Below are 18651 nucleotides of genomic sequence, written 5' to 3' on the forward strand. Positions count from 1 at the left end.
TCATCCGAAACAAGATCAGCACGCACCCGGACACCCTGCCGCCCAAGATCACCGGGCACAAGGCCCCCAGCTGAACTCATTCTGAAACGATCAGTTAGCGGACCGCCAGCTTGTCGTGCCTCGTCGTCACGGCACGGTGCCTCTTGAGGCGGCTGATGCCGCACTCGACTGCGTGCCGCGCTCTGTAATCCACCGGATCGAATTTCGGTGGCCGACCACCGGAGGAACCCTGCTTCTTTTGGTTGCGAGCCTGGTCGGCCTTGTTCGGGATGGTGCAGCGGATCCCGCGACGGCGCAGGTAGACGCGGTTCTTGCGGGAGGCGTACGCCTTGTCAGCCCGTACGCGATGGGGACGGACGCGCGGTCGGCCCGCCCCGATCCGAGGCACACGGACCTTCTCCAGCACTGGTTTGCCGAAATGTGCAAGATCGGCTGAGTTGCGAGCTGCGGCTCGGCCGGGCCTCGGGCCAGAGCGGAAAGGGGATGCTGACTCCTGCTCTGAAGAGGCAGGATCTCTTCATGTCGACCGAAATCAGCGGAATGATCGAATGCCGGCCGGGAGCCCGTATATGGGGCCCCGACGACGAGGATTCCGTGTGGGAGGTCGGCATCGATCTCTTCCTCCTCAACCAGGGCAACGCTTATGACGGCCTGGCCTGCCTCTTCGGGGTCCGAAACTCCTACGGCTTCCGCCCCCTGGCGGAAGACCGGGGCTTCCCCGGTGATGCTTCGGCTGCGCTGCAGGGGGAGTTCTCCGGCTTCGGCCCCCACGATGTGTACGGGGCCACCTGGCTGACCTGGGCGGAGCTGAACACCACGGACTGGCAGGAGACCGACGCATCAGGCACACGCACCCGTGCCTCGGCCGCAGGGATCGACACCGACTGGGGCCGGGTCTGGAGCGTCATGGGCATCCTCAGTGAAATGCATGGGGCGGAGAACGTACGCCTCGTCGTCTGGTTCTACTGATTCGTTGTCTGGCTGCCTGGCCAACTACAGCTCCACTGGCCGCCGCTGGATCAGGTGCGAGGGGAACCTCCGCTCGTGCGACGTGCCGATGCGATCGCCCGCGATCGCGGCCGGCACGCTGCCGGCCGGGCAAAGCGCCGCACGAAGAACAGGCTGGTCTCAGGCGCATATGGTTCGCCTGGACGCGGGTGAGCAGTGCGAATTCGAGGGTGGGGACCTGATAGTGCGCAAGAGCGGACGAAGACTGGTTTCGATGGTGGCGCTGCTGTCGGCGATCGGACCGACCACAGCGTGCGGGGAGAGCCCCGAGCGTGCCGACGCCGGAGGAAAGCCTGGTACCGCGGCGAGCACGGCGGCCGGGAAGCCGGAGCGCTCCGAACCCTTGACCGGCGTCGAGCTGAAGGCCGCGCTGCTCACTGCGGAGCAGGCCGTCGGTTTCGAGATCACGGGAAGCCGTTCGCGGGACGGGGCTGCACCGGAATCCTCCTTCGACGCCAAGGAGACCGTCTCCCCGGAGGTCTGCCGGCATGTGAAGGAGGCCACCTCGGGTGACGGTGAGGAGGCTTCCGCCGCCTCGTCGATCATGTACCCGACCGGGACGTCCATCTCTCCGAGGAGCACCAGCCTGATGAGCTATCCGGAAGAGGCCGCACGGGCCCGCATGACGCAACTGCGCGAGGCCGTCGGGGCATGCGGCCGGTTCGGCTTCAGCAACAAGTTCGGAAAGTCATCCGTTACGAGCGAGATGCTCGACGTCCCGGACCTGGGGGAGGACTCACTGCGGTACCGGACCCTGTCCCGGCTCGGCAGCAGTGGCTTCGCCTGGACCCTGGTGACCGTCGTGCGAGTCGGAGGTGTCATCGCGACCGTGCAGGTCATGGTGCCCACCGGGCCCATGGCGCCCGAGAAGCTCGCCACCTTCAAGCCGGAACCGGGCCCCGAGGAAGCAGTCACCGCCACCCTGATCAAGAACGTGACCAAGGCTGAGAGCACCTGAGCACCTCGTTGCGGTTCGCCGCAGGCCCCGTCGGCTCGATCTGGGCCTGCGGCCCTGGATACCGGCACCGCCGTATCAGTCGTCGATCCGAGCCTGTAGTCGGCTGCGCCCGTCGTACTGGTGGAGCGCCCGATGGCGCCGGCTGGGTATCGCGCGTACCTCCGGGCCGCACGGCCAAACCGGGTAGACCTGACCATCGCGAAAGCGGTGGAGCGGCAGACCGTCGCAGTGCGGGAGCTGAGCCGCCGCGCTTTCCTCAAGCCTGTCGTCGTCATGGACGACGCGCTGGCCCCGGTCGAGTAGGCGCGCCTTCAGCGCGCCGCCAGGCCGGCCGGGCCCGGCGGAGCCGAAGGACACGGTCCACTCGGCGTACTTGTCGGTACAGGAGTCGCTGACCCTCACTCTGTAGTTGGTGTTCACGCCCAGGCAGGTGCGCGGGTTCGAGCCCGGCGTCGATACTTCCATCGTCCCGTTGGGGCGCTTGTGTACCTGCCAGTTCGCCGAGGTCGACGCGCTCTCCGTGCAGGCGCCCAACCCGACCGAACCGATGCTCGCGTGCGATTTGGGCCAGACCAGGCACTTGCCGTCCTGGAGAGCAGCGAACCGGTAGACCCCGTCGACGACCGGGGCAGCGTGGGCGGGTTGTGCAAGGGCCGCCGTGGCCGCAGCCACGGCGGCCATGATCGCGATGATGCGTGAACGCATGGGGAGGGGCTCCTCGGAAACAGCCGTGGTCGCGCCGATCACCGGCGCAGACGCGGTCGATGCACGCTCCGCCGAGGACGTCGGCGGCACCAATCCTGGACCACCGGCCCCGCCCGGCAGCAGTCCGCGCCGACTGCTGTCACCCGCCTGGCTGAACCGCGACACCCGATGGCGCGGCGCCCTGCCGTCGACGGCTTTCGCCCGCCCGCGCAGCCGAGGGGCGTCTTCCAGCAGCAGAGTTGTCGCTTATCCCCTGGTGGAATCGAGGTTTCGGACCACAGAGTCGAGGGCTCCGGCGTCGAAGTTGGTGTAGGGGTCGGTTCAGCGTGGGCGGGGTGGGACGCGGGGCAGGCATGGATGGCTTGCGCTTTCAGCTGTGGGGGCGGGGCACCGCGCAGGCCGCTGTACCGCCCGGCATCCGCTGCCGGTTCCTGGCCACCCAGCGGTAGATGAGGTTCGCCACCGGGCGGATCAGGGGCAGTCGCAGGAACCGTCCCACGCCCCGGTAAGTGCGGGCTGGGGAAGATTCGAGAAGAGCCGCCAGGGCGGCGACCCCGCCGGCGCGTACTCGGTCTCCGTCGAAGAGGAGAACCTCCCGGTCCAGGCGTTCCAGGTGAGGTTCGGTCAGCTCCGGCGGAAGGGTCTGCCAGGCTACCGCCGCTGTGCGGGGGTTGGCCCGCAGCTGGATCCGCCGGACAGCGGCCTGGCAGAAGCCGCAGTCACCGTCGAAGGCGAGCACGGTGCGTCCTTCTGCATCACCGGTCATGGCGTTGTTCATGACGTGCCTCCATCGCTGTGCCGTTCTCAGGGGTGTGGAAGTGCCGACACATATGTGGGTCTCACATCAAGGGTGACATCCAGTCTTCGGGGACTGCTTCGCGCTCATGCGAGTGCCGGACATCGGACGGCTGATTGTCCTGCCACCACTGCGTCAGCAGGGCTGGTGAGGCGCTGCCCCGCACGAAGTGGGAGAGCAGACCGAGCGAGAGGTCGACCTCGCGCTGTGTGTACGAGGTGGCCGCACCGGAGAGTCTGGAGCCGCCCGGCCCCGTAGGTGACGGCTTCGTCAAGCCCTCTGCTCAGGAAACCACCCTGTCTGGTCGGCGAGGTCGGCTACGCGACCCGCAGCGCGACCCCCCCCGCCACTAGACTCCGGCATCATGACGGCCACCCCTCCCGTATCACCCATTCCGGTTGCGCCTGCCGGCTTGACCGATCGAGCCAGAAGGTTTGTCGAGGTGGACGGCGTTCGTGTTCCCCGGCAGGGCGTCGGAGAGTACCGGGCGAGGTGGATCGAGCACGGGATTCCGGCCGTGGAGATCGACCGGGCCGCGGCCTTCCAGGACCGCTGGGGCGGTCTCGCGCTGCCGCCCGCCCCGTTCTACGAGGGCGGTCCGCGCGTCCTGGACGCCGACTGTCCCGAAGGCTCTGCCGCTGAGGGCTGGTCGTTTCCGGCGGGAAGCTGTCGGGTGTCCATGGCCTATGGCTTCATGATCGGCTCCGACGGCGCATTCGGGATCGACGCTTACCGCTGGACACCGCTGCACGCCAGCACAGACGGTTGGGTGGAGTCTTTGGCGCTCGCTGCCCATGCCGGCCGCTGGGCCAGGACCGTGACCAGGATCAAAGGGAAGGCCGTTGAGTCATTGGACCTCGTCGGCTTCGAGCCGGTGCCTGAAGTACAGGGCGTGACGGACACGTGGTGGCGGGGCGAGGACTCGCTCATCGCCCTCTACCGGGGGGAGGCCGTCGGCATGGACGCTCCGCAATGCCTTGAAGCCCACGTGTACGGCGGCCTCGACGAGTGGGGGCTCCGCGGCGGCTGACCGCCGGCATCACCGAATCTCAGCACCTACGTGGCAGGGCTCCGCGCCGTCGCGCTCGGTCGCACAGAGCTGAGCGAAGTCCCTGGTTGGAGGAGCCGAGCAGGTGCCGGCCAACGAGACCGGAGGGGAGCATCGCGCCTGATCGGCCGGCTCCGCTGGTGTCATCTCCATCGCGACCAGTCGCACCTCACCTGATTCGACGGCGGTTCGCTGCACGGGCCGGATTCCGGTTCGTCCAGGCCGGGTGTGTTCCCGCCCGGCAGGCTACGCCGCCTCGCCCACGGGCTGGTCGTCCACGTGCTTCAGCTGCATCCGGCCGGAGACGACGGTGCCGGGGTCCAGCGTCCGAAAGAAGGGGTGGGTGCTTACCCGGGTGCTGAGCTCCAGCGGGAGCTTCCGGACCAGCCAATCCGGCCTCCCCCCAGGACGGGAAGAAGCGTGCAGGGGATTTTCAGGTGGTTCTGCGGGCTACCAGACGGTGCGGCACGGTGAGTTCCTGCGGGGGGACGGTGTTGTCGGGGCTGTAGATGCGGTCGGCCAGGCATTGCAGGGAGCGCTCGGCGATCTGTTGCTTGTCCGGGGAGATGGTGGTGAGTGGGGGGTTGCAGTAGCGGCCGTCCTCGATGTCGTCGAATCCGATGATCGCGATGTCTTCGGGCACGCGAAGGCCGCGCTGGTGTGCTGTGTGGAGGGCTCCCAGGGCGAGTTCGTCGCTGAAGGCGAATACCGCGTCAGGAGCGGTCGGTCCGTCCAGTAGCTCGGTCATGGCCCGGGCGCCGTCTGCCCGGTGCAGTGCGTGGACGGGACGCTGGGCTTCCTGGTCGCTGGGCAGACCTGCCCGGTCCAACGCGCGCAGGTAGCCTTCTGCGCGTAGCTGGGCGGTGCCGTTGCGCAGATGGGGCTGGGTGCCGATGGCAGCGATACGTCGTCGGCCGAGGCCGATCAAGTGGCTCGTGGCGTCGTCGGCGGCGGCGACGTTGTCGACGGCGACACGGTCGGCTGATCCGGTCGGCCCGCGCTCGCCGAGCAGGACGAGGGGGATCGCCGGTTCGGTGGCCGCGAGTTCGGCGGGGTCGAGCGCCCAGGGGCTGATGATCAGTCCGTCGACGACGCGTCCGCCACCCGCCGTGAGCAGTCGGCGCTCGGCTTCAGCGTCTCCGTGCGTCTGGTCGATGAGGACGGTCCATGAACGGCGTCGGGCCTTGTCCACCAAGAGGCCGGCGAGTTCGCCGAAGTAGGGGGAGTGCAGCTCGGGGATGGCCAGGCCGATGATGCCGGTTCGGCCGGCGCGCAGACTGCGGGCTGCGAGGTTGGGGTGGTAGCCGAGTTCGTCGATCGCTTCCTGTACGCGGCGACGGGTCTCGACGGCCACCGGGGCCGCTCCGCTGACCACATTGGACACCGTGCGTACGGAGACACCGGCCCGGGCGGCCACATCCTTCAGACGACTGCTCACCTCGGCATCCTGTCATGCGCTCTACCGACTGACAGAGTCACCTCACGGGTATTGCAACGTTGCATGCATCGATGTAACCCTGGATCGAGCTGCTCGGTTCGCAAGAAGGTGAGGATGACGATGCCCCCAATTCCCGAAGTGTCCGCCATCGACGGCGTCGACGTATTCGGCCCGGCCGAGGCTGTCGACGTGGCGCACGACATGGCCAGCCTGTACGAGGACGGCATCACCGCGCGGAAGGGTGCCTTCAGCGTGGCGTGGGCCGACCGGCTGCGCGAGGACATCGAGACCGCCTTCGAGGAGGCGCGCTCCCGGCCGGGCGGGGCTGTGGGCCGGGGGCCCCACCGCTACTACGTGGAGATCCACCCCGAACAGCTGCGGGGATTCGTCGAACTCGTCGACCACCCGTGGGTCCGGGCGCTGGCCACCGCCGTCCTCGGCCCCGACTACCGCATCGTCGAGCTCGGGTTCGATGTGCCGCTCGAAGGCGCGGTGAACCAGCCGTGGCACCGCGACTTCCCTATCCCCGAGCGCACCCGCACCGAACGCCGCCTCACCTCGCTCGCGTTCAACCTCACAGCGGTCGACACGGCCCCGGACATGGGCCCCTTCGAGATTGCGCCGGGAACCCAGTGGGACGAGGCACCCGATTTTGAACATGGGATGTTCCCGCCCCGTGAGCGCTACAGCCGCTACGAGCAGCTCGCGGTACGCAAGTACCCGCAGCGCGGTGACATCTCGGCTCGGTCAGCGCTCACCATTCACCGCGGGACCAAGAACGAGTCGGCCAAGGCCAGGCCGGTCCTCGTACTCGGTCTCGACGGACCCGACGCGCACAATGACGACCGCCACGACGCGGCTGTCACCCGGAAGTTCTGGGACAGCCTGCCGCGGCGGGTCCGCCGCCACCTCCACTGCCCGGTCGTCGATGAACTGACGCCCATCACGCAAAAGCACACCATCGAGGGCCTGGTCATGGGCGCCCCCTGAACGACGGCCCATGGTCGGCCATCTCATTGACGTCGGCCGGCGGTGGCGGCGTCAGTCTTGGCCAACCGGTGATGCGGACCGCCGACCTGGAGGCGATGCGCGGCGCGGCCGTCGACGCCCGCGAGGCCGGGTGAAGGAGGAGAACCTGCGACGCGACCCCCCGTGTCCATCTTTCGCACGTGGACGCCGCCGATGATCCTTCCCGTTGCCGTGTTACGGGCGGTCTGCGCTGGTCGGCATCGGTGAAACCGGGAGGCTTTCAGCACGCCAGGTCGCTACGGCGCCGGCTGACACGATCAGTCCCATGCCGACGAGCACCGGTGCAGAAAGAGCTTCGGCGAGGGCGAGAGAGCCGATGAGTGCGCCCATCACCGGGTCGAGGGAGAACAGCGTCGCGACCACTTTGGCGCCGGCCATCTTCACGGCCTGGAAATCCAGGGTGAAGGCGAGGGCCACCCCGACGGAGCCGGAGACGGCGACCAGGCCCCAGCCGGATCCGTCGACGCTCGGAGCGGCGGGAACGGAGAAGGGGAGGAGCAGCACCGCCGAGATACAGACCGACACAGCCAGTCCCTCCAACCCGGCGGATGCCCGGCCCACACGCTGGGCGAAGACGGTGTAGCACGCGAGCGCCAGCGCGGAGAGTAGTCCGAAGGCGATTCCTGCCCACTCAACTGCCCCGCCCGGCTCCGTGACCAGGACTACGCCCGTCAGGCCGATTGCCGGGAAGAGCGCTTCGCGCCAAGCGCGTGCTGAGGCGACCGCCACGACGAACGGCCCGAGGAACAGCAGCGTCGCCGCCACGCCCAGCGGGAGACGGCCCACGGCACAGTAGTAGGCCACGTTCATCACCGCCATCGCCGCGCCATAGACGACCATGCCGGCCCATTCCTGCCGTGTGTGGCCACGGAACCTCGGACGCACCAGCACCATCACGACGAGGGCAGCGCAGAGCTGCCGCAGCCCGGCGACGGCGGGAGCACCCAGCCGATCGAAGAGTGTCGAGGCAAGCGCTGCTGAGGCTTGCACGCTCAGGCAACTGACGAGGACCAGGCCCGCGCCGAGGAACGCTCGGGTGCGGGCAGGTCCCGTGGTGGTCAGTTCATTCACGTGCGCACCTCCGGTGGGAGGCGAGAGGCACTCGCCCCCTACCCGCCTCATTGAAACGACCGTTTCACTGTAACGCTCGTTATGCTGGAGTGCATGGACCAGAAGACCGCCGAAGCCATGGCCAGACCGTCCGCCAGGGAGCGATTGCTGGACGCAGCCGACGAGCTCTTCTCCCGGGACGGCATCGCCCGCACCAGCGTCGATCAGATGCTGCACCACGCCCACGTCGCTCCCGGCACGCTCTACGCGCATTTCGGGGGAAAGGACGGCCTGATCGCAGCCGCGCTGCAACGGCGCCTGGACCGCTGGGAACAGGTATGGCAGGAAGCTGTGGACGCTGCGGCCACGCCCGTCGAGAAGCTCCTGGCTCTGTTCGACGCGGTCTCCGCCTACCGGGACCGGTACACCCCGGGCCGCGGGTGCGCCTTCCTCGCGACCAGCACGGAACTGCCCGACCTCGATCACCCCGTCCGCGCCGTGATCGAGGCGGAGTCCACGCTCCTGCTCACGCGGCTGAACCAGCTGGCGGAAGCCGTCACCACCGAGGCTCCCGCCGCCCTGGCAGGCAACGTACTGCTCGTGTACGACGGAGCCATGGCCGGCCTCCAACGAGGACGGACACCGGAGCCGCTCGGCCACGGAAAGACGCTGGCGAGATGCCTGATCCAGAACGCGATCGGCACCGCATAGGACCGCGTCGGCCCGGTCAGTTTGTGAAGCCTTCTGTAGCAGCAGAGCGCGGCAGCGAGGCCGAGGAAGGCAAGGTCATTTCTGGAATCCCGTTCATAGCGGTGGTTGACGCGGCGGTAGCCGGACAGCCAGGACATGGTGCGTTCGATGACCACCGTTCGATGACCCATCTGCGGCGGCCGTCGTCAACCCCCTGCACTGGTCAGCTGGATTTCCTGGGAAGGGGGCGTGCCCGCGGTGGTCATCCGGTCCAGCCCATGTCCGAGTACGGGCGGCCGTCGAGGATCGCCTCGATGGCCTGCCGGGTGTACGGCACGATGGGGTCCGGAAGGTCCTTGGGGTTGAACCACCGCCATTCCACGCACCGATCGGGCTCCCGGAGCCGCGGGACTCCGGACCAGGACCTGGGCCGGAAGAACAGCTGGATCCGCGGCCTCGCGGAGGGTGAGTCCTGGCTGTGGACCACGTGGACGAGGTCGATCCCCTCGGGGTCGAGGGTCAGCCCGGCTTCTTCCTCCGCCTCCCGGATCAGACAGCTGACCGCGTCCTCCCGCTCGCAGTGCCCGGCCAGGGCGTGCCAGACGTTCCCGGCGTACGCGGAGTCGGGGTGACGCAGTCCCAGAAGGACCCGCCCGTCGGCGTCCTGGAGGTGGAGGTGGACCCCCACGACGTGAAGCTCGGTCCCGGTGGGGGACCGGTCGGCCGGGGGTCGGGAGGCTCGTGGGGTGGCGGCCGGGGGGTGCTGGGCGGCGTGCCGGCGGATCAGGTCGCCGAGGCCGGGGGACCGGGGCAGCCGGTCGAGCATCTCCAGGGTGCACCAGTGCAGCAGGACCCCTTCTCGTAGCCCGGCGGTGTCCGGGTGTCCCTGCCACACGCCGGTGAACAGCTGGACGGGAACGCTCAGCCCGTCGACGCTCGTGGTCCGCTCCACGGCGTACGGCTCCAGACCGGTGAGCTTCAGCCCCGGTGCCTCCTCGCCGAGTTCGCGCAGCAGGGTCGTCTCCAGGGAGACGTCGCCGGGGGACCGGCCGCCGCCGAGGAGAGCGAAGACGCCCGGCTCCCAGATCCCCTCCCGCTGGTCGCGCAGATGCAGCAGGTAGCGGCCCGCCCCGTCATGGATGATCACGGAGGCGTTGACCGCTTCCGGCTCGGCGCTCAGGTCGGCGTCGAGCAGCTTCGCCCGCAGGGTGGGGGAGGTGACCCGGTCGAGCGGCAGCCAGACGGTCGCGGAGACCTCCTCGGCCCGCGCGGTCGTCTCGGCGGAGGTGGGAACGAGGCGGAAGACGAACCGGAAGTCGTAGTGCTGGTGGGCCGGTTCGCCCTTGACCGGGTCGGGGTCGATCGGGTGGACGTCGATGTCGGCGGGCTCGTGGCAGAACGCCGTGCTCTGGCAGAGCAGCTCCGGGGGGATGCCCGTCTCCTCGTGGACCTCGCGCACGGCGGTGGCCATGAGCGTCGCGTCGTCGGACTCGACATGGCCGCCCGGGGTGAGCAGCAGCCCGCCCGAGGCGTTGTGCCGCACGTGCAGGACCCGGCCGCTGTGGTCGATCACGGCGGCGCTGCAGGTGATGTGCCGGGGCAGCGTCGCCCGTGAGGTGGGGTCGGACGGGGCGTCGAGCCCCTCCAGCAGGGGTGCCAGGGCCCGGTGTTCACCGGGGTGGCGGGCAAGGTAGGCGGTGACGAGTTCACGGATGTGGGATCGGGTGGGCGGCATCGGTACCTCACAAGGAGCGCGGACAGGGCGTCGGTGGGTGTCCTGGTCAAGCGGCGGTGCCCCCCATAGGAGCGCGCGGCTTCGGCGCAGCCTCCCGAAGGAGCGCGCGGCTTCGGCGGTGGCTCCCGTGGGAGCGCACGGCTTCCTGGTCCGGCCGGGGAGCGGGGCGCGGGCATCCGGCTCAGGAGGCGGACGTCCCCTCCGCCAGGGCGCCGGTGTCGGCCGGGTCCGGCTGGGTCGGTACCGACGGAGCACGGAACTGCCGGGCCTGCAGCTCGTACGCGTCCCGGAACGCGCCGGTCCCGGTGGCCGGGTCCATGAGCTCCGCGAAGGTGCCGTGCTCGACGACCCGGCCCTCGTCCAGGACGTAGATGCGGTCGGCCTCACGGACACTGTGCAGCCGGTGGGTGATCAGCACAGTGGTCTGTCCCGTTTCGGCCAGCCGGTGGATCTGGTCGAAGACCCGCTGCTCAGCAGCCGGATCGAGAGCGCTGGTCGGCTCGTCGACGATCAGCACCCGCCCCTGCCGGTGGCGGGCACGAGCCAGGCCCACCTTCTGCCACTGCCCGCCGGAGATCTCCTGCCCGCCCTTGTATCCGCGCGCGAGCAGAGTGTCCAGCCCCCGGGGCAGGCCCTCGACGACCTCGTCGGCCCCGGCGTAAGCGGCGGCCGGGGCGATGGCCGCGTCGTCCATGGGCGCGGCGGGGCGTCCCGCACCGATGTTCACCCGGGCGGTGAAGGGCCACCGGTAGAAGTCCTGGGCGACCATCGCCACCCGGTCGAAGAGCTGGGCGCGATCGGCCTCGGCGGTGCTCACCCCGCCCCACAGGACGTGCCCGCCGTCCGGCAGCCGCAGCCCGCACAGCAGCTTGACCAGCGTCGACTTGCCGGATCCGTTGCGGCCCACCAGAGCCACCGTCCGACCGCGCGGAATGACCAGATCCACCTCGTGGAGCGAGGGGGCATCCGCGCCCGGGTAGGTGAAGGTGACCTTCTCGAAGCGGATCTCCTCGACCTCGTCCGGAAGGGCCCGTCCTCCTGTCGGGATGGCGCGCCGTGCCGCCTCGTCGCACAGCGTTTCCAGGTCGGAGACGAACAAGGCCTCGCCCTGGACGTCGGTGACGCGTACCACGAGATCGGTGATGCTCGCCGATCCGGTGCGGATCGCCAGCACCGCCGTGCCGGCGACGGCGAGGGCCATCTGCCCCTGCCACAGCAGCAGCCCCAGCACTCCGTACGTCGTCAGCGTCGCCAGCCCGGCGGCGGCGTCGGCGCCGAGGGTGATGCGTACCCCGATCCTCGCCAGCCGGGTCTGCTCCCGCTCGCTGGTCCGAGCCATGCCCCGGAAGTGCCTCAGCAGGAACGGCCCGACGTCGTGGACACGGACCTCGCCGGCCGCCTGCTGGTCGATCAGCAGGCGGCTGATCAGCTGCGAGGCGCGCACGTGCTGCACGAACCGGTGCCAGCTCACATACCGGTGCCGCGCCATCGTCAGCGCGCTCCACGCCCGGGGCGCCGCCATCGCGGCCAGCAGCGGCAGCAACACCCAGTGCAGTACGGCCAGCACACCACCGGCGGCGACCAGCGAGATCGCCGCGGTGACCACCGCCGCGCAGTGCACCAGCATCCGCCGGGCCGAGTCCGCACCGTACTGCGCGGAGTCCATCAGCCGGTGGAAGGCGTCGTCCTCGACCGCCTCCAGCTCCACCCGCGCCACCAGCGCCAGATACCGCTCGGTCGCCACCCGCTGGGTCTTCGGCTCCAGGATCCCGGTGGCCGCGGCCGACACCGAGGCCAGTACCGACCCGATCACCGCGAGCAGCCCCACCACGATCATCGACGGCAGCGCCGATCGCAGCCGCTCCTCGATGGCCCCGGAGGCCAGGAGCGCGACCAGCGATGCGTTCACCGTCACCAAGGACGCCGCCTGCGCGAGTCCCCGCCCGACCTCGCTCGCCGCGACCGTGTACAGCGCCCGCCGGTCGGCCTGATGCGCGAGCCGGATCGCCACAGCGACCTGCCGGGGCAGGGAGAGCGCCATCGTCCTGAGGTTGAGCTCCAGCCAGGCGTCGTGGTGCCGGCTCCACCCCGTGTCGTAGGCGAGTTCGCCGCCGAACAGCAGCGTCTCGGAAGCCGATACGTGTGCGTCGGACGGCGTGCCGTCCGAGGGTGCGTCGCTCATGAGCGCCCTCCGGTGAGGATCGGTGGGGAGGCGGGGGTTCGGGGGAATGTGTGTTGCCGGGCTCAACGAGCCGCCCACCCTTTTCGAACACACGTTTTTGAGACGGAGTCGGACCCCGGTACCCCAAGGGCGACGCGCGAGTGCCGGATACACCGACCCCGCCGGGCAAGGGCGGTGCCCTGTAGTGCAGTTGGCTGAAACGCGCCGTCCGCGCTTGATCCTCGGGCGCGGCGGTTCGGAGCGTCACGGTGGCCGGGGGCGGACAGGGTTCAGGTGTGCGGAACGGTGGCCGCGACGGGCGGGTGCGCGCCGGAGGGAGTACGCCTTCGGGACGGACAGGGGTGTCAGGGCGATCGGCGCGTGGGGTCGCCCTGACGGACCTCCGCGTGGAGCCGGCCGTCGGACGACGGAGTCCGGCGGCGGCACTCCCCGCCGCCGGGCCGGGTCCGGACGCGTGGGATCAGCGGTCGCCGCCGTGGAAGACGCAGCCGACCGTGGCGCCGCTGCCCATGCTGACGACCCCCACCGCCGGATCGGCGCTGGCCCGGACGAAGCCGCCCGCGTAGCCGTCGTCCTCGGCGCCGCGTGCGCTCAGGTAGAGGCCCCAGTTGAGGAAGAGTTCCCGCACGCCGCCGGCACCGTCGGGAAACGGCTCGGCGGTGGGACGTACACGGCGCTGGAGCACGAACGGGCCGTCCATCGCCGAGGCGACCCTGCTCTCCCACTCGGCGGGGTCCACCGTCCAGCCGGCGATGATTCCGTTGCCGCCGTGCAGCAGCGTCGGCTTGAGGATCAGTTCGTGCTGGTGGCCCAGGGCGTGGGCGAGCAGGTCGACCCGGGTGCCGCCGGGGTCCGTGGCGCGGGGGCGCACATACCGTGTCCAGGGCAGGATCCGGTCGAGGCACGCCAGTTCGGCGGCATCGTACCGGTCACGGTGCTCCTCGTCGGAGAGCATCGCCAGGGTGCCCTTGTTGCCGTACAGCTCGGCGTCCAGTCGGCTGAACAGACCCAGCCTGCCCTGCTCGACCGCGGTCAGCAGTGGCTCCAGCTGGGCCGCCGCGGTGGGGTCGGTGAGGTCTTCGGGCAGGAAGTACCGGAAGACGACGTCGACGGTTCGGCCCGAGGCCGTCGGACGGCCGTTCGGGTACGTGATCTCGCCGAGGTCGCAGGCGATCCCCTCGACCCCGAAGTCGGCCAGCTTCTCGGCGAACACACGCAGCCGAGGTCCCACGACGGCGAAGTTCTCCACCGTGTCCACCACGGCGACGACGGGCGCCCGGCCGGTGGGGATGTTCGCGGCGCACTCCGCGTACAGGGTCCGCACCATGTGGCCCAGCGTGTCCTCGTAGCGCAGTCCGTGCCGCCGTACGAACTCCTCGAGCGGGGGATAGGCCAGCATCGCCCGGTTGATGTCCGCGTTCTCGAAGCCGCCGAGCGCGCTGGTGATATTGAATTCGAGAAGCTTGAACCCCGCACCGTCGTGATAGAGGTCGGCCCGCCCCAGCGGGAGGAGCGACCCGGTCCGGGCACTCCGCGTGATCAGCGCCGACTGCGAAGGGTCCAGGCCGACCGCCGCGGCCAGTGCGGTGACGCTTCCACCGAACCCGCGCTCCGGCAGCGAGCGCAGCAGCCCGTAGACCGTGTGGAGGTCTCCCACGAGGGTGCGGAGCTCGCTCTCGCCGAGGAAGGCGGGGCCGTTCAGGAACCGGTCCTGGTACGCCAGCCTCAACGTGGCGGACTCCAGGGCCGCGGCCGCGGGACGGCCCGTCGACCCGTTCCGCGAGAGCTGCTCCCCGTACGCCTGGCCCAGCCGCGACCTGGGCGGCGTGCGCGGACTGGTGGTCGTCGTCATGGGGTGTCCCTTTCCGGAATGGGCCGTGCGTTCGGTACGGTGCCGCGTTCGGTGCGTGCGGTCCAGGGCACTGCCGCGTTCGGTGCGGTGCCGGCGTCCCGCGGCGCGCCGGACGGCTGCCCGCTCAGTCGGTTTCCGTCGTTCGCGGAGCCGGGTCGGCGCGGGTGATCCACCGGCGGCGGGCGCCCACGAGGAGCCCCACCGCGACCACCGCCATGACGACCGCGCCGGCGCCGAACACGGCGCGGGTGCCGACCTCGGCGGCGACGAACCCGCCGGCCGCCGCGCCGACGGGCAGTCCGCCCCAGGCCACGAGCCGGTACACGCTGTTCGCCCGCCCGAGCAGGTGCTGCGGCACCAGGGTCTGCCGCAGCACGACCACGACGACGTTCCACGTCACCGTCCCACAGGCGAAGATCGCGAGGGCCACGCCGGCCGCGTACATCGACGGCACGGCGGCGAGCACCGTCTCGCTCGTGGTGATCAGGACGGCGGTGGCGACCAACGCACCTTCCCGGCCGAGCCGTTCCGTCAGCGCGGGGGCGAAGCGTGAGGCCAGGACGGCTCCCACCGCTTGGCAGGCGAGCAGGACGCCGTACCCGAACGGACCCAGGCCGAGCTCCTTCCCGCTGTGCACCACGAGGACCGCGAGCATCGCGCTCCCGGCGAGGTTGATCAGACAGGACACCAGAGCGAGGCTGCGCAGCAGATGATGCGAGAACAGCCACCTGGCGCCGGCCAGCATCTCCGACATCACGCCGGACCTGTCCGGTGCACGCTCGACGGGTTTGGTGCGGCGGATGCGGCTGATCAGGACGGCGGAGCACAGGAAGGTGGCCGCGTCCACGCCGAAGGGCAGGGCCGTCGCCACACCGAACATCAGCGCGCCGAGGAGCGGACCGATGAAGCCGGTGCCCGCCTCCTGCGCGGCCATGATGCGGGCGTTGGCGGTGGAGAGACCGGCCTGCGGGGTGATGAAGGGTACGAGTACCTGGGCCGCGTTGCGGCAGAGGACCTCGCCGACGCCGAGCAGGAACATGCAGACGTAGAGCAGCGGCAACCCGCCCCAGCCCCCGAGGATCCCGAGGGTGAGCACCGCCAGCAGGACGGCCCGGCCGACGTCGACGCGCACCATCATCGCCCGGATGTCGATGCGGTCCACCAGCAGCCCCGCCGGGATGCCGAACAGCAGGAACGGAGCGGTGAAGGCGACCGAGGCCGCGCCGATCAGGCGGGGGTCGTCGGTCAGGCGGGTGGCCAGCAGGGGCGCGGCGGCGATCGTGGCCCCGTCACCGAGCGAGGACACCGCGGCGGACCACCACAGCCGGGAGAAGTCACGCCCCAGAACGGGCCGTTGCGCGTCGGCCTTGTCGGTCGTCGAGGCGGTCATGAAAGCGCGTGGCAGCGCAACCGGCAGTACATTGCCTCCCCCTTCGATGTGGCTGCCCCGCCGCCGACGCCCCACCAGTCCGTCGTCGTGCGCCGGGACCCGCACAGCCAGGTGCACGGGGTTCCCGAGAATAGTCGGCGTCCGCGGTGGAGTCGAGGGAAAGATCGGGTCCTGCGGGGAAAGGTACGTAACCGCCGCTCACGTGCCCGGGACGGAGCCGCCGAGCGCCTCCCGGGGGAGATCAACCCATGGACGGATGAGGGGGGTTGTGTCCCGCGGTCTTCTGATATGTTCGCCGCCGCTGGGCGGGTGAATCGGCGGCCGGCGACGTGCATGCATGGGAGGACATGCCGTCAACGGGGCTTCAACACACCGAGTGAAGCCTCCGGTTCGTGCTCACGGCCGATTGTTTCGGCGCGACGACATGCGGCCGGTGATTCCTCGTCCTCCAAGCGCGCGACCGCGCACCGCCTCACAGACGCTTCGCCTCTCGGCGGCCGACCGGCACAGACGACTGATCGACGACTGATCGACCGGTCGATGGCCGGCCGAGGTCCGCAGGAGAGGCATCGTGACCAACCGCGTCGGCGCACGGTCCGGAACGGACGGAGATCCCCGGTGAGGCACCTGGCCGCCCGCGGCCAGGACCGCCACGGAGCAGCCGCGCGCAGATGGAAGGGTGGGAACAACGTTCATGAGAACCTACGAACCCGACGCGGCGAGAGAGACGACCGGCGCCCGCCGTCGCCACGCACGTCATCCGCTGGTCCGCCGACTCCGGCGCCCCGGAGGCATACGTTGAGTCTCGCGGCGGGCCTGACGAACGCCCGCCCGGACACCGTCCAGACCGTGACGGTCGCCGTCATCGGCACCGGGGCGATCGGGCGGGACCTGGTCAGCAAGATCGACCGGTCGCCCGGGCTGGACTGCCGACTGGTCGCCGGACGCAATCCGGAGTCGGCGGGCCTGCGGTACGCCGAGAGTCTTGGCTGCGCCACCACCGCCGCGGGCATCGAGGCCGTACTGGCGGCGCCGACTCCGTTCGACGTCGTCTTCGACGCCACCAGCGCCGCGTCCCACCGGGAACACTGGCCGCTGCTGGAGCCGCTCGGGACGCTGGTGATCGACCTGACCCCCAGCAAGGTCGGGCAGATGGTGGCGCCCACCGTGACCGGGGTCGCGGCCGAGGCCGCGCGCAACGTCAATCTGATCAGCTGCGGAGGCCAGGCGTCCGTGCCGGTCGTGCACGCGCTCGCGGCCCGGTTCCCGGTGACGTACCTGGAGGTCGTGTCGACCGTGGCGAGTGACGTGGCCGGCCGCGCGACCAGGCTGAACCTCGACGAGTACGTGACGGCCACCGGTCACGCCGTGACGACGTTCTCCGGCGTGAGCGACGTCAAGGTGATCCTCAACATCAGCCCGGCGGTGCCGCCGGCCACCTTCCGCACCGTCATCCATGCCCGGGTGCCCGACGCGGATGCGGCGGCGGTGCGAGCGGTGGTCGACCGGGCGGCCGCGCAGGTGCGGTCCTTCGCTCCCGGGTACGAGGTCGTCGCCTGTACCGCGGTCGACGACCTGGTGACGATCGTCCTCAAGGTCACGGCGCACAGTGACGTCCTGCCCCCGTACGCGGGGAACCTCGACATCATCAACGCCGCCGCCGTCATGGTCGCCGAGCAGTACGCGGCCCGGCCGGACCGGGTGTCCCGGACGGGGGTGTCGTCGTGAAACAGGTGGTGATCCACGACCCGACGTTGCGCGACGGCCAGCACGCCGTCCGCCACCAGCTCGGCCTGACCGCACTGCGCCGCTACGCGGAAGCGGCGGACGCGGCGCGGATCCCGGTGGTGGAGGTCGGCCACGGCAACGGTCTGGGCGCCTCCTCGTTGCAGGTGGGGCTTGCCGCGGCGACCGACGACGAGATGCTGTCGACGGTCCGCGAGGCGCTGAGGCACAGCCGGTTGGGTACCTTCATGCTGCCCGGCTGGGGCACCTCCGAGGACCTCCGACGGGCGATCGCCCACGGGGTCGACGTCTTCCGCGTCGGCGTACACGCCACCGAGGCGTCCTTGGCCGAACACCACCTGGGCTTCCTCCGGCACGCGGGCGCCGAAGCCCACTGCGTCCTGATGATGAGTCACATGGCCTCCCCGGACGAGCTGGCCGAGCAGGCCGCACGGGCCGTCGGCTACGGGGCGCAGGCCGTGGGGATCATGGACTCCGCGGGGCACTTCCTCCCTCCGGACGTCACCGCGCGGATCGGCCGAATCGTCGAGGCGGTCGACACCGTCCCGGTGATCTTCCACGGGCACAACAATCTCGGCATGGCGGTCGCCAACTCGGTGGCCGCCGCCGAGGCCGGCGCCCTGATCATCGACGGCTGCGCCCGTGGCTTCGGAGCCGGGGCGGGCAACACCCAGCTCGAAGTGGTGGTGCCGGTGCTGGAGCGGAGCGGGTTCGCCACGGGCATCGACCTGTACGCGCTGCTGGACGCCGCCGACCTCGCCGAGCGCGAACTCATGCCGGCACCACCGGTGACCGCCTCGATGAGCATCGTCAGCGGTCTGGCCGGAGTCTTCTCCGGCTTCAAGCACCGGGTCGTCGAACTCTCCGGGGCCGCGGGTGTGGACCCGCGCGAAGTCTTCTTCGAACTCGGCCGACGGCAGGCCATCGCCGGGCAGGAGGACCTGATCGTGGACGTGGTGGCGGAGTTGAGCGGCCGCGGGACCGACGGCTGACGCGGTATGAGACCCGGCGACGAGAGGAGGAC

16 protein-coding genes and 2 pseudogenes are annotated in these 18651 nt (G+C 70.3%); 7 read left to right on the forward strand and 11 right to left on the reverse strand.

Features of this window, described 5'->3' with window-relative positions:
• Nucleotides 1–94 precede the first annotated feature (94 nt).
• Nucleotides 95–430: pseudogene (locus tag ACIQRW_RS30620) on the reverse strand (transposase); the annotation flags it as partial.
• Between the two features lie 89 nt (nucleotides 431–519).
• Between ACIQRW_RS30620 and ACIQRW_RS30625 the strand changes: the two are divergent.
• Together ACIQRW_RS30625 and ACIQRW_RS30630 are read left to right on the forward strand one after the other, a co-directional pair.
• Nucleotides 520–969, forward strand: coding sequence for a hypothetical protein (locus tag ACIQRW_RS30625; protein WP_403766335.1), 450 nt, complete (start codon nucleotides 520–522; stop codon nucleotides 967–969).
• Between the two features lie 253 nt (nucleotides 970–1222).
• Nucleotides 1223–1966 carry a hypothetical protein gene (locus ACIQRW_RS30630; RefSeq protein ID WP_403766338.1) on the forward strand — a complete coding sequence of 248 codons (744 nt, stop codon included), beginning with the start codon at nucleotides 1223–1225 and terminating at the stop codon, nucleotides 1964–1966.
• Nucleotides 1967–2041: 75 nt separating this feature from the next.
• On the opposite strand, the gene ACIQRW_RS30635 is transcribed toward ACIQRW_RS30630, so the two are convergent.
• The 3 genes from ACIQRW_RS30635 to ACIQRW_RS30645 all read right to left on the reverse strand — a co-directional run bounded on the left by ACIQRW_RS30635 (nucleotide 2042) and on the right by ACIQRW_RS30645 (nucleotide 3741).
• Nucleotides 2042–2671 carry a hypothetical protein gene (locus tag ACIQRW_RS30635; protein ID WP_403766340.1) on the reverse strand — a complete coding sequence of 210 codons (630 nt, stop codon included), beginning with the start codon at nucleotides 2669–2671 and terminating at the stop codon, nucleotides 2042–2044.
• A 370-nt stretch (nucleotides 2672–3041) separates the two neighbouring features.
• Nucleotides 3042–3449 carry a thiol-disulfide oxidoreductase DCC family protein gene (locus tag ACIQRW_RS30640; protein WP_403766343.1) on the reverse strand — a complete coding sequence of 136 codons (408 nt, stop codon included), beginning with the start codon at nucleotides 3447–3449 and terminating at the stop codon, nucleotides 3042–3044.
• A 61-nt stretch (nucleotides 3450–3510) separates the two neighbouring features.
• Nucleotides 3511–3741, reverse strand: coding sequence for a hypothetical protein (locus ACIQRW_RS30645; RefSeq protein ID WP_403766345.1), 231 nt, complete (start codon nucleotides 3739–3741; stop codon nucleotides 3511–3513).
• Nucleotides 3742–3831: 90 nt separating this feature from the next.
• Here ACIQRW_RS30645 and ACIQRW_RS30650 point away from each other — a divergent pair, with 90 nt between their 5' ends.
• A complete protein-coding gene (locus tag ACIQRW_RS30650) occupies nucleotides 3832–4497 on the forward strand; it encodes a hypothetical protein (RefSeq protein WP_403766347.1) in 666 nt (221 codons plus the stop codon).
• 451 nt (nucleotides 4498–4948) lie between these two features.
• On the opposite strand, the gene ACIQRW_RS30655 is transcribed toward ACIQRW_RS30650, so the two are convergent.
• The gene (locus ACIQRW_RS30655; RefSeq protein WP_403766350.1) at nucleotides 4949–5953 is read right to left on the reverse strand and encodes a LacI family DNA-binding transcriptional regulator; all 1005 of its coding nucleotides are present in this window, start codon (nucleotides 5951–5953) and stop codon (nucleotides 4949–4951) included.
• A 201-nt stretch (nucleotides 5954–6154) separates the two neighbouring features.
• Here ACIQRW_RS30655 and ACIQRW_RS30660 point away from each other — a divergent pair, with 201 nt between their 5' ends.
• Nucleotides 6155–6943: a phytanoyl-CoA dioxygenase family protein gene (locus ACIQRW_RS30660; protein WP_403766733.1), complete on the forward strand. Its 789-nt coding sequence runs from the start codon at nucleotides 6155–6157 to the stop codon at nucleotides 6941–6943.
• 213 nt (nucleotides 6944–7156) lie between these two features.
• Here the strand turns inward: ACIQRW_RS30660 and ACIQRW_RS30665 are convergent, their stop codons facing one another.
• A complete protein-coding gene (locus tag ACIQRW_RS30665) occupies nucleotides 7157–8053 on the reverse strand; it encodes an EamA family transporter (protein ID WP_403766353.1) in 897 nt (298 codons plus the stop codon).
• A 93-nt stretch (nucleotides 8054–8146) separates the two neighbouring features.
• On the opposite strand from ACIQRW_RS30665, the gene ACIQRW_RS30670 reads away from it, so the two are divergent.
• The gene (locus tag ACIQRW_RS30670) at nucleotides 8147–8743 is read left to right on the forward strand and encodes a TetR/AcrR family transcriptional regulator (protein WP_403766355.1); all 597 of its coding nucleotides are present in this window, start codon (nucleotides 8147–8149) and stop codon (nucleotides 8741–8743) included.
• Nucleotides 8744–8757: 14 nt separating this feature from the next.
• Here ACIQRW_RS30670 and ACIQRW_RS30675 read toward each other — a convergent pair.
• From ACIQRW_RS30675 to ACIQRW_RS30695, 5 genes and pseudogenes are all read right to left on the reverse strand, one after another.
• Nucleotides 8758–8904, reverse strand: a pseudogene (locus tag ACIQRW_RS30675) (IS5/IS1182 family transposase); the annotation flags it as partial.
• An 80-nt stretch (nucleotides 8905–8984) separates the two neighbouring features.
• Complete coding sequence (locus ACIQRW_RS30680) at nucleotides 8985–10457, reverse strand: NUDIX domain-containing protein (RefSeq protein WP_403766357.1); 1473 nt, start codon at nucleotides 10455–10457, stop codon at nucleotides 8985–8987.
• Nucleotides 10458–10638: 181 nt separating this feature from the next.
• Nucleotides 10639–12639 (reverse strand): ABC transporter ATP-binding protein, encoded by a 2001-nt coding sequence (locus ACIQRW_RS30685; RefSeq protein WP_403766360.1) that lies wholly within the window; start codon nucleotides 12637–12639, stop codon nucleotides 10639–10641.
• Nucleotides 12640–13099: 460 nt separating this feature from the next.
• A complete protein-coding gene (locus ACIQRW_RS30690) occupies nucleotides 13100–14491 on the reverse strand; it encodes a hypothetical protein (protein WP_403766362.1) in 1392 nt (463 codons plus the stop codon).
• Between the two features lie 124 nt (nucleotides 14492–14615).
• Nucleotides 14616–15881, reverse strand: coding sequence for an MFS transporter (locus tag ACIQRW_RS30695; RefSeq protein ID WP_403766364.1), 1266 nt, complete (start codon nucleotides 15879–15881; stop codon nucleotides 14616–14618).
• 798 nt (nucleotides 15882–16679) lie between these two features.
• On the opposite strand from ACIQRW_RS30695, the gene ACIQRW_RS30700 reads away from it, so the two are divergent.
• Together ACIQRW_RS30700 and dmpG are read left to right on the forward strand one after the other, a co-directional pair.
• Complete coding sequence (locus tag ACIQRW_RS30700) at nucleotides 16680–17609, forward strand: acetaldehyde dehydrogenase (acetylating) (protein WP_403766367.1); 930 nt, start codon at nucleotides 16680–16682, stop codon at nucleotides 17607–17609.
• Nucleotides 17606–18619, forward strand: coding sequence for a 4-hydroxy-2-oxovalerate aldolase (dmpG, locus tag ACIQRW_RS30705; protein ID WP_403766370.1), 1014 nt, complete (start codon nucleotides 17606–17608; stop codon nucleotides 18617–18619). The genes ACIQRW_RS30700 and dmpG overlap by 4 nt, the downstream gene beginning before the upstream one ends.
• Nucleotides 18620–18651: the final 32 nt, after the last annotated feature.

Origin of the sequence: Streptomyces sp. NPDC091287 (assembly GCF_044768525.1) — a bacterium.
Taxonomy (GTDB): Bacteria; Actinomycetota; Actinomycetes; order Streptomycetales; family Streptomycetaceae; genus Streptomyces.

Excerpts from the sequence above, each read along its gene's own strand:
- ACIQRW_RS30625 (WP_403766335.1), top strand. The coding sequence starts at position 520 with ATGTCGACCGAAATCAGCGGAATGATCGAATGCCGGCCGGGAGCCCGT.
- ACIQRW_RS30630 (WP_403766338.1), top strand. The coding sequence starts at position 1,223 with ATGGTGGCGCTGCTGTCGGCGATCGGACCGACCACAGCGTGCGGGGAG.
- ACIQRW_RS30635 (WP_403766340.1), bottom strand. The coding sequence starts at position 2,671 with ATGCGTTCACGCATCATCGCGATCATGGCCGCCGTGGCTGCGGCCACG.
- ACIQRW_RS30640 (WP_403766343.1), bottom strand. The coding sequence starts at position 3,449 with ATGAACAACGCCATGACCGGTGATGCAGAAGGACGCACCGTGCTCGCC.
- ACIQRW_RS30650 (WP_403766347.1), top strand. The coding sequence starts at position 3,832 with ATGACGGCCACCCCTCCCGTATCACCCATTCCGGTTGCGCCTGCCGGC.
- ACIQRW_RS30660 (WP_403766733.1), top strand. The coding sequence starts at position 6,155 with ATGGCCAGCCTGTACGAGGACGGCATCACCGCGCGGAAGGGTGCCTTC.
- ACIQRW_RS30670 (WP_403766355.1), top strand. The coding sequence starts at position 8,147 with ATGGACCAGAAGACCGCCGAAGCCATGGCCAGACCGTCCGCCAGGGAG.
- ACIQRW_RS30680 (WP_403766357.1), bottom strand. The coding sequence starts at position 10,457 with ATGCCGCCCACCCGATCCCACATCCGTGAACTCGTCACCGCCTACCTT.
- ACIQRW_RS30685 (WP_403766360.1), bottom strand. The coding sequence starts at position 12,639 with ATGAGCGACGCACCCTCGGACGGCACGCCGTCCGACGCACACGTATCG.
- ACIQRW_RS30690 (WP_403766362.1), bottom strand. The coding sequence starts at position 14,491 with ATGACGACGACCACCAGTCCGCGCACGCCGCCCAGGTCGCGGCTGGGC.
- ACIQRW_RS30695 (WP_403766364.1), bottom strand. The coding sequence starts at position 15,881 with ATGACCGCCTCGACGACCGACAAGGCCGACGCGCAACGGCCCGTTCTG.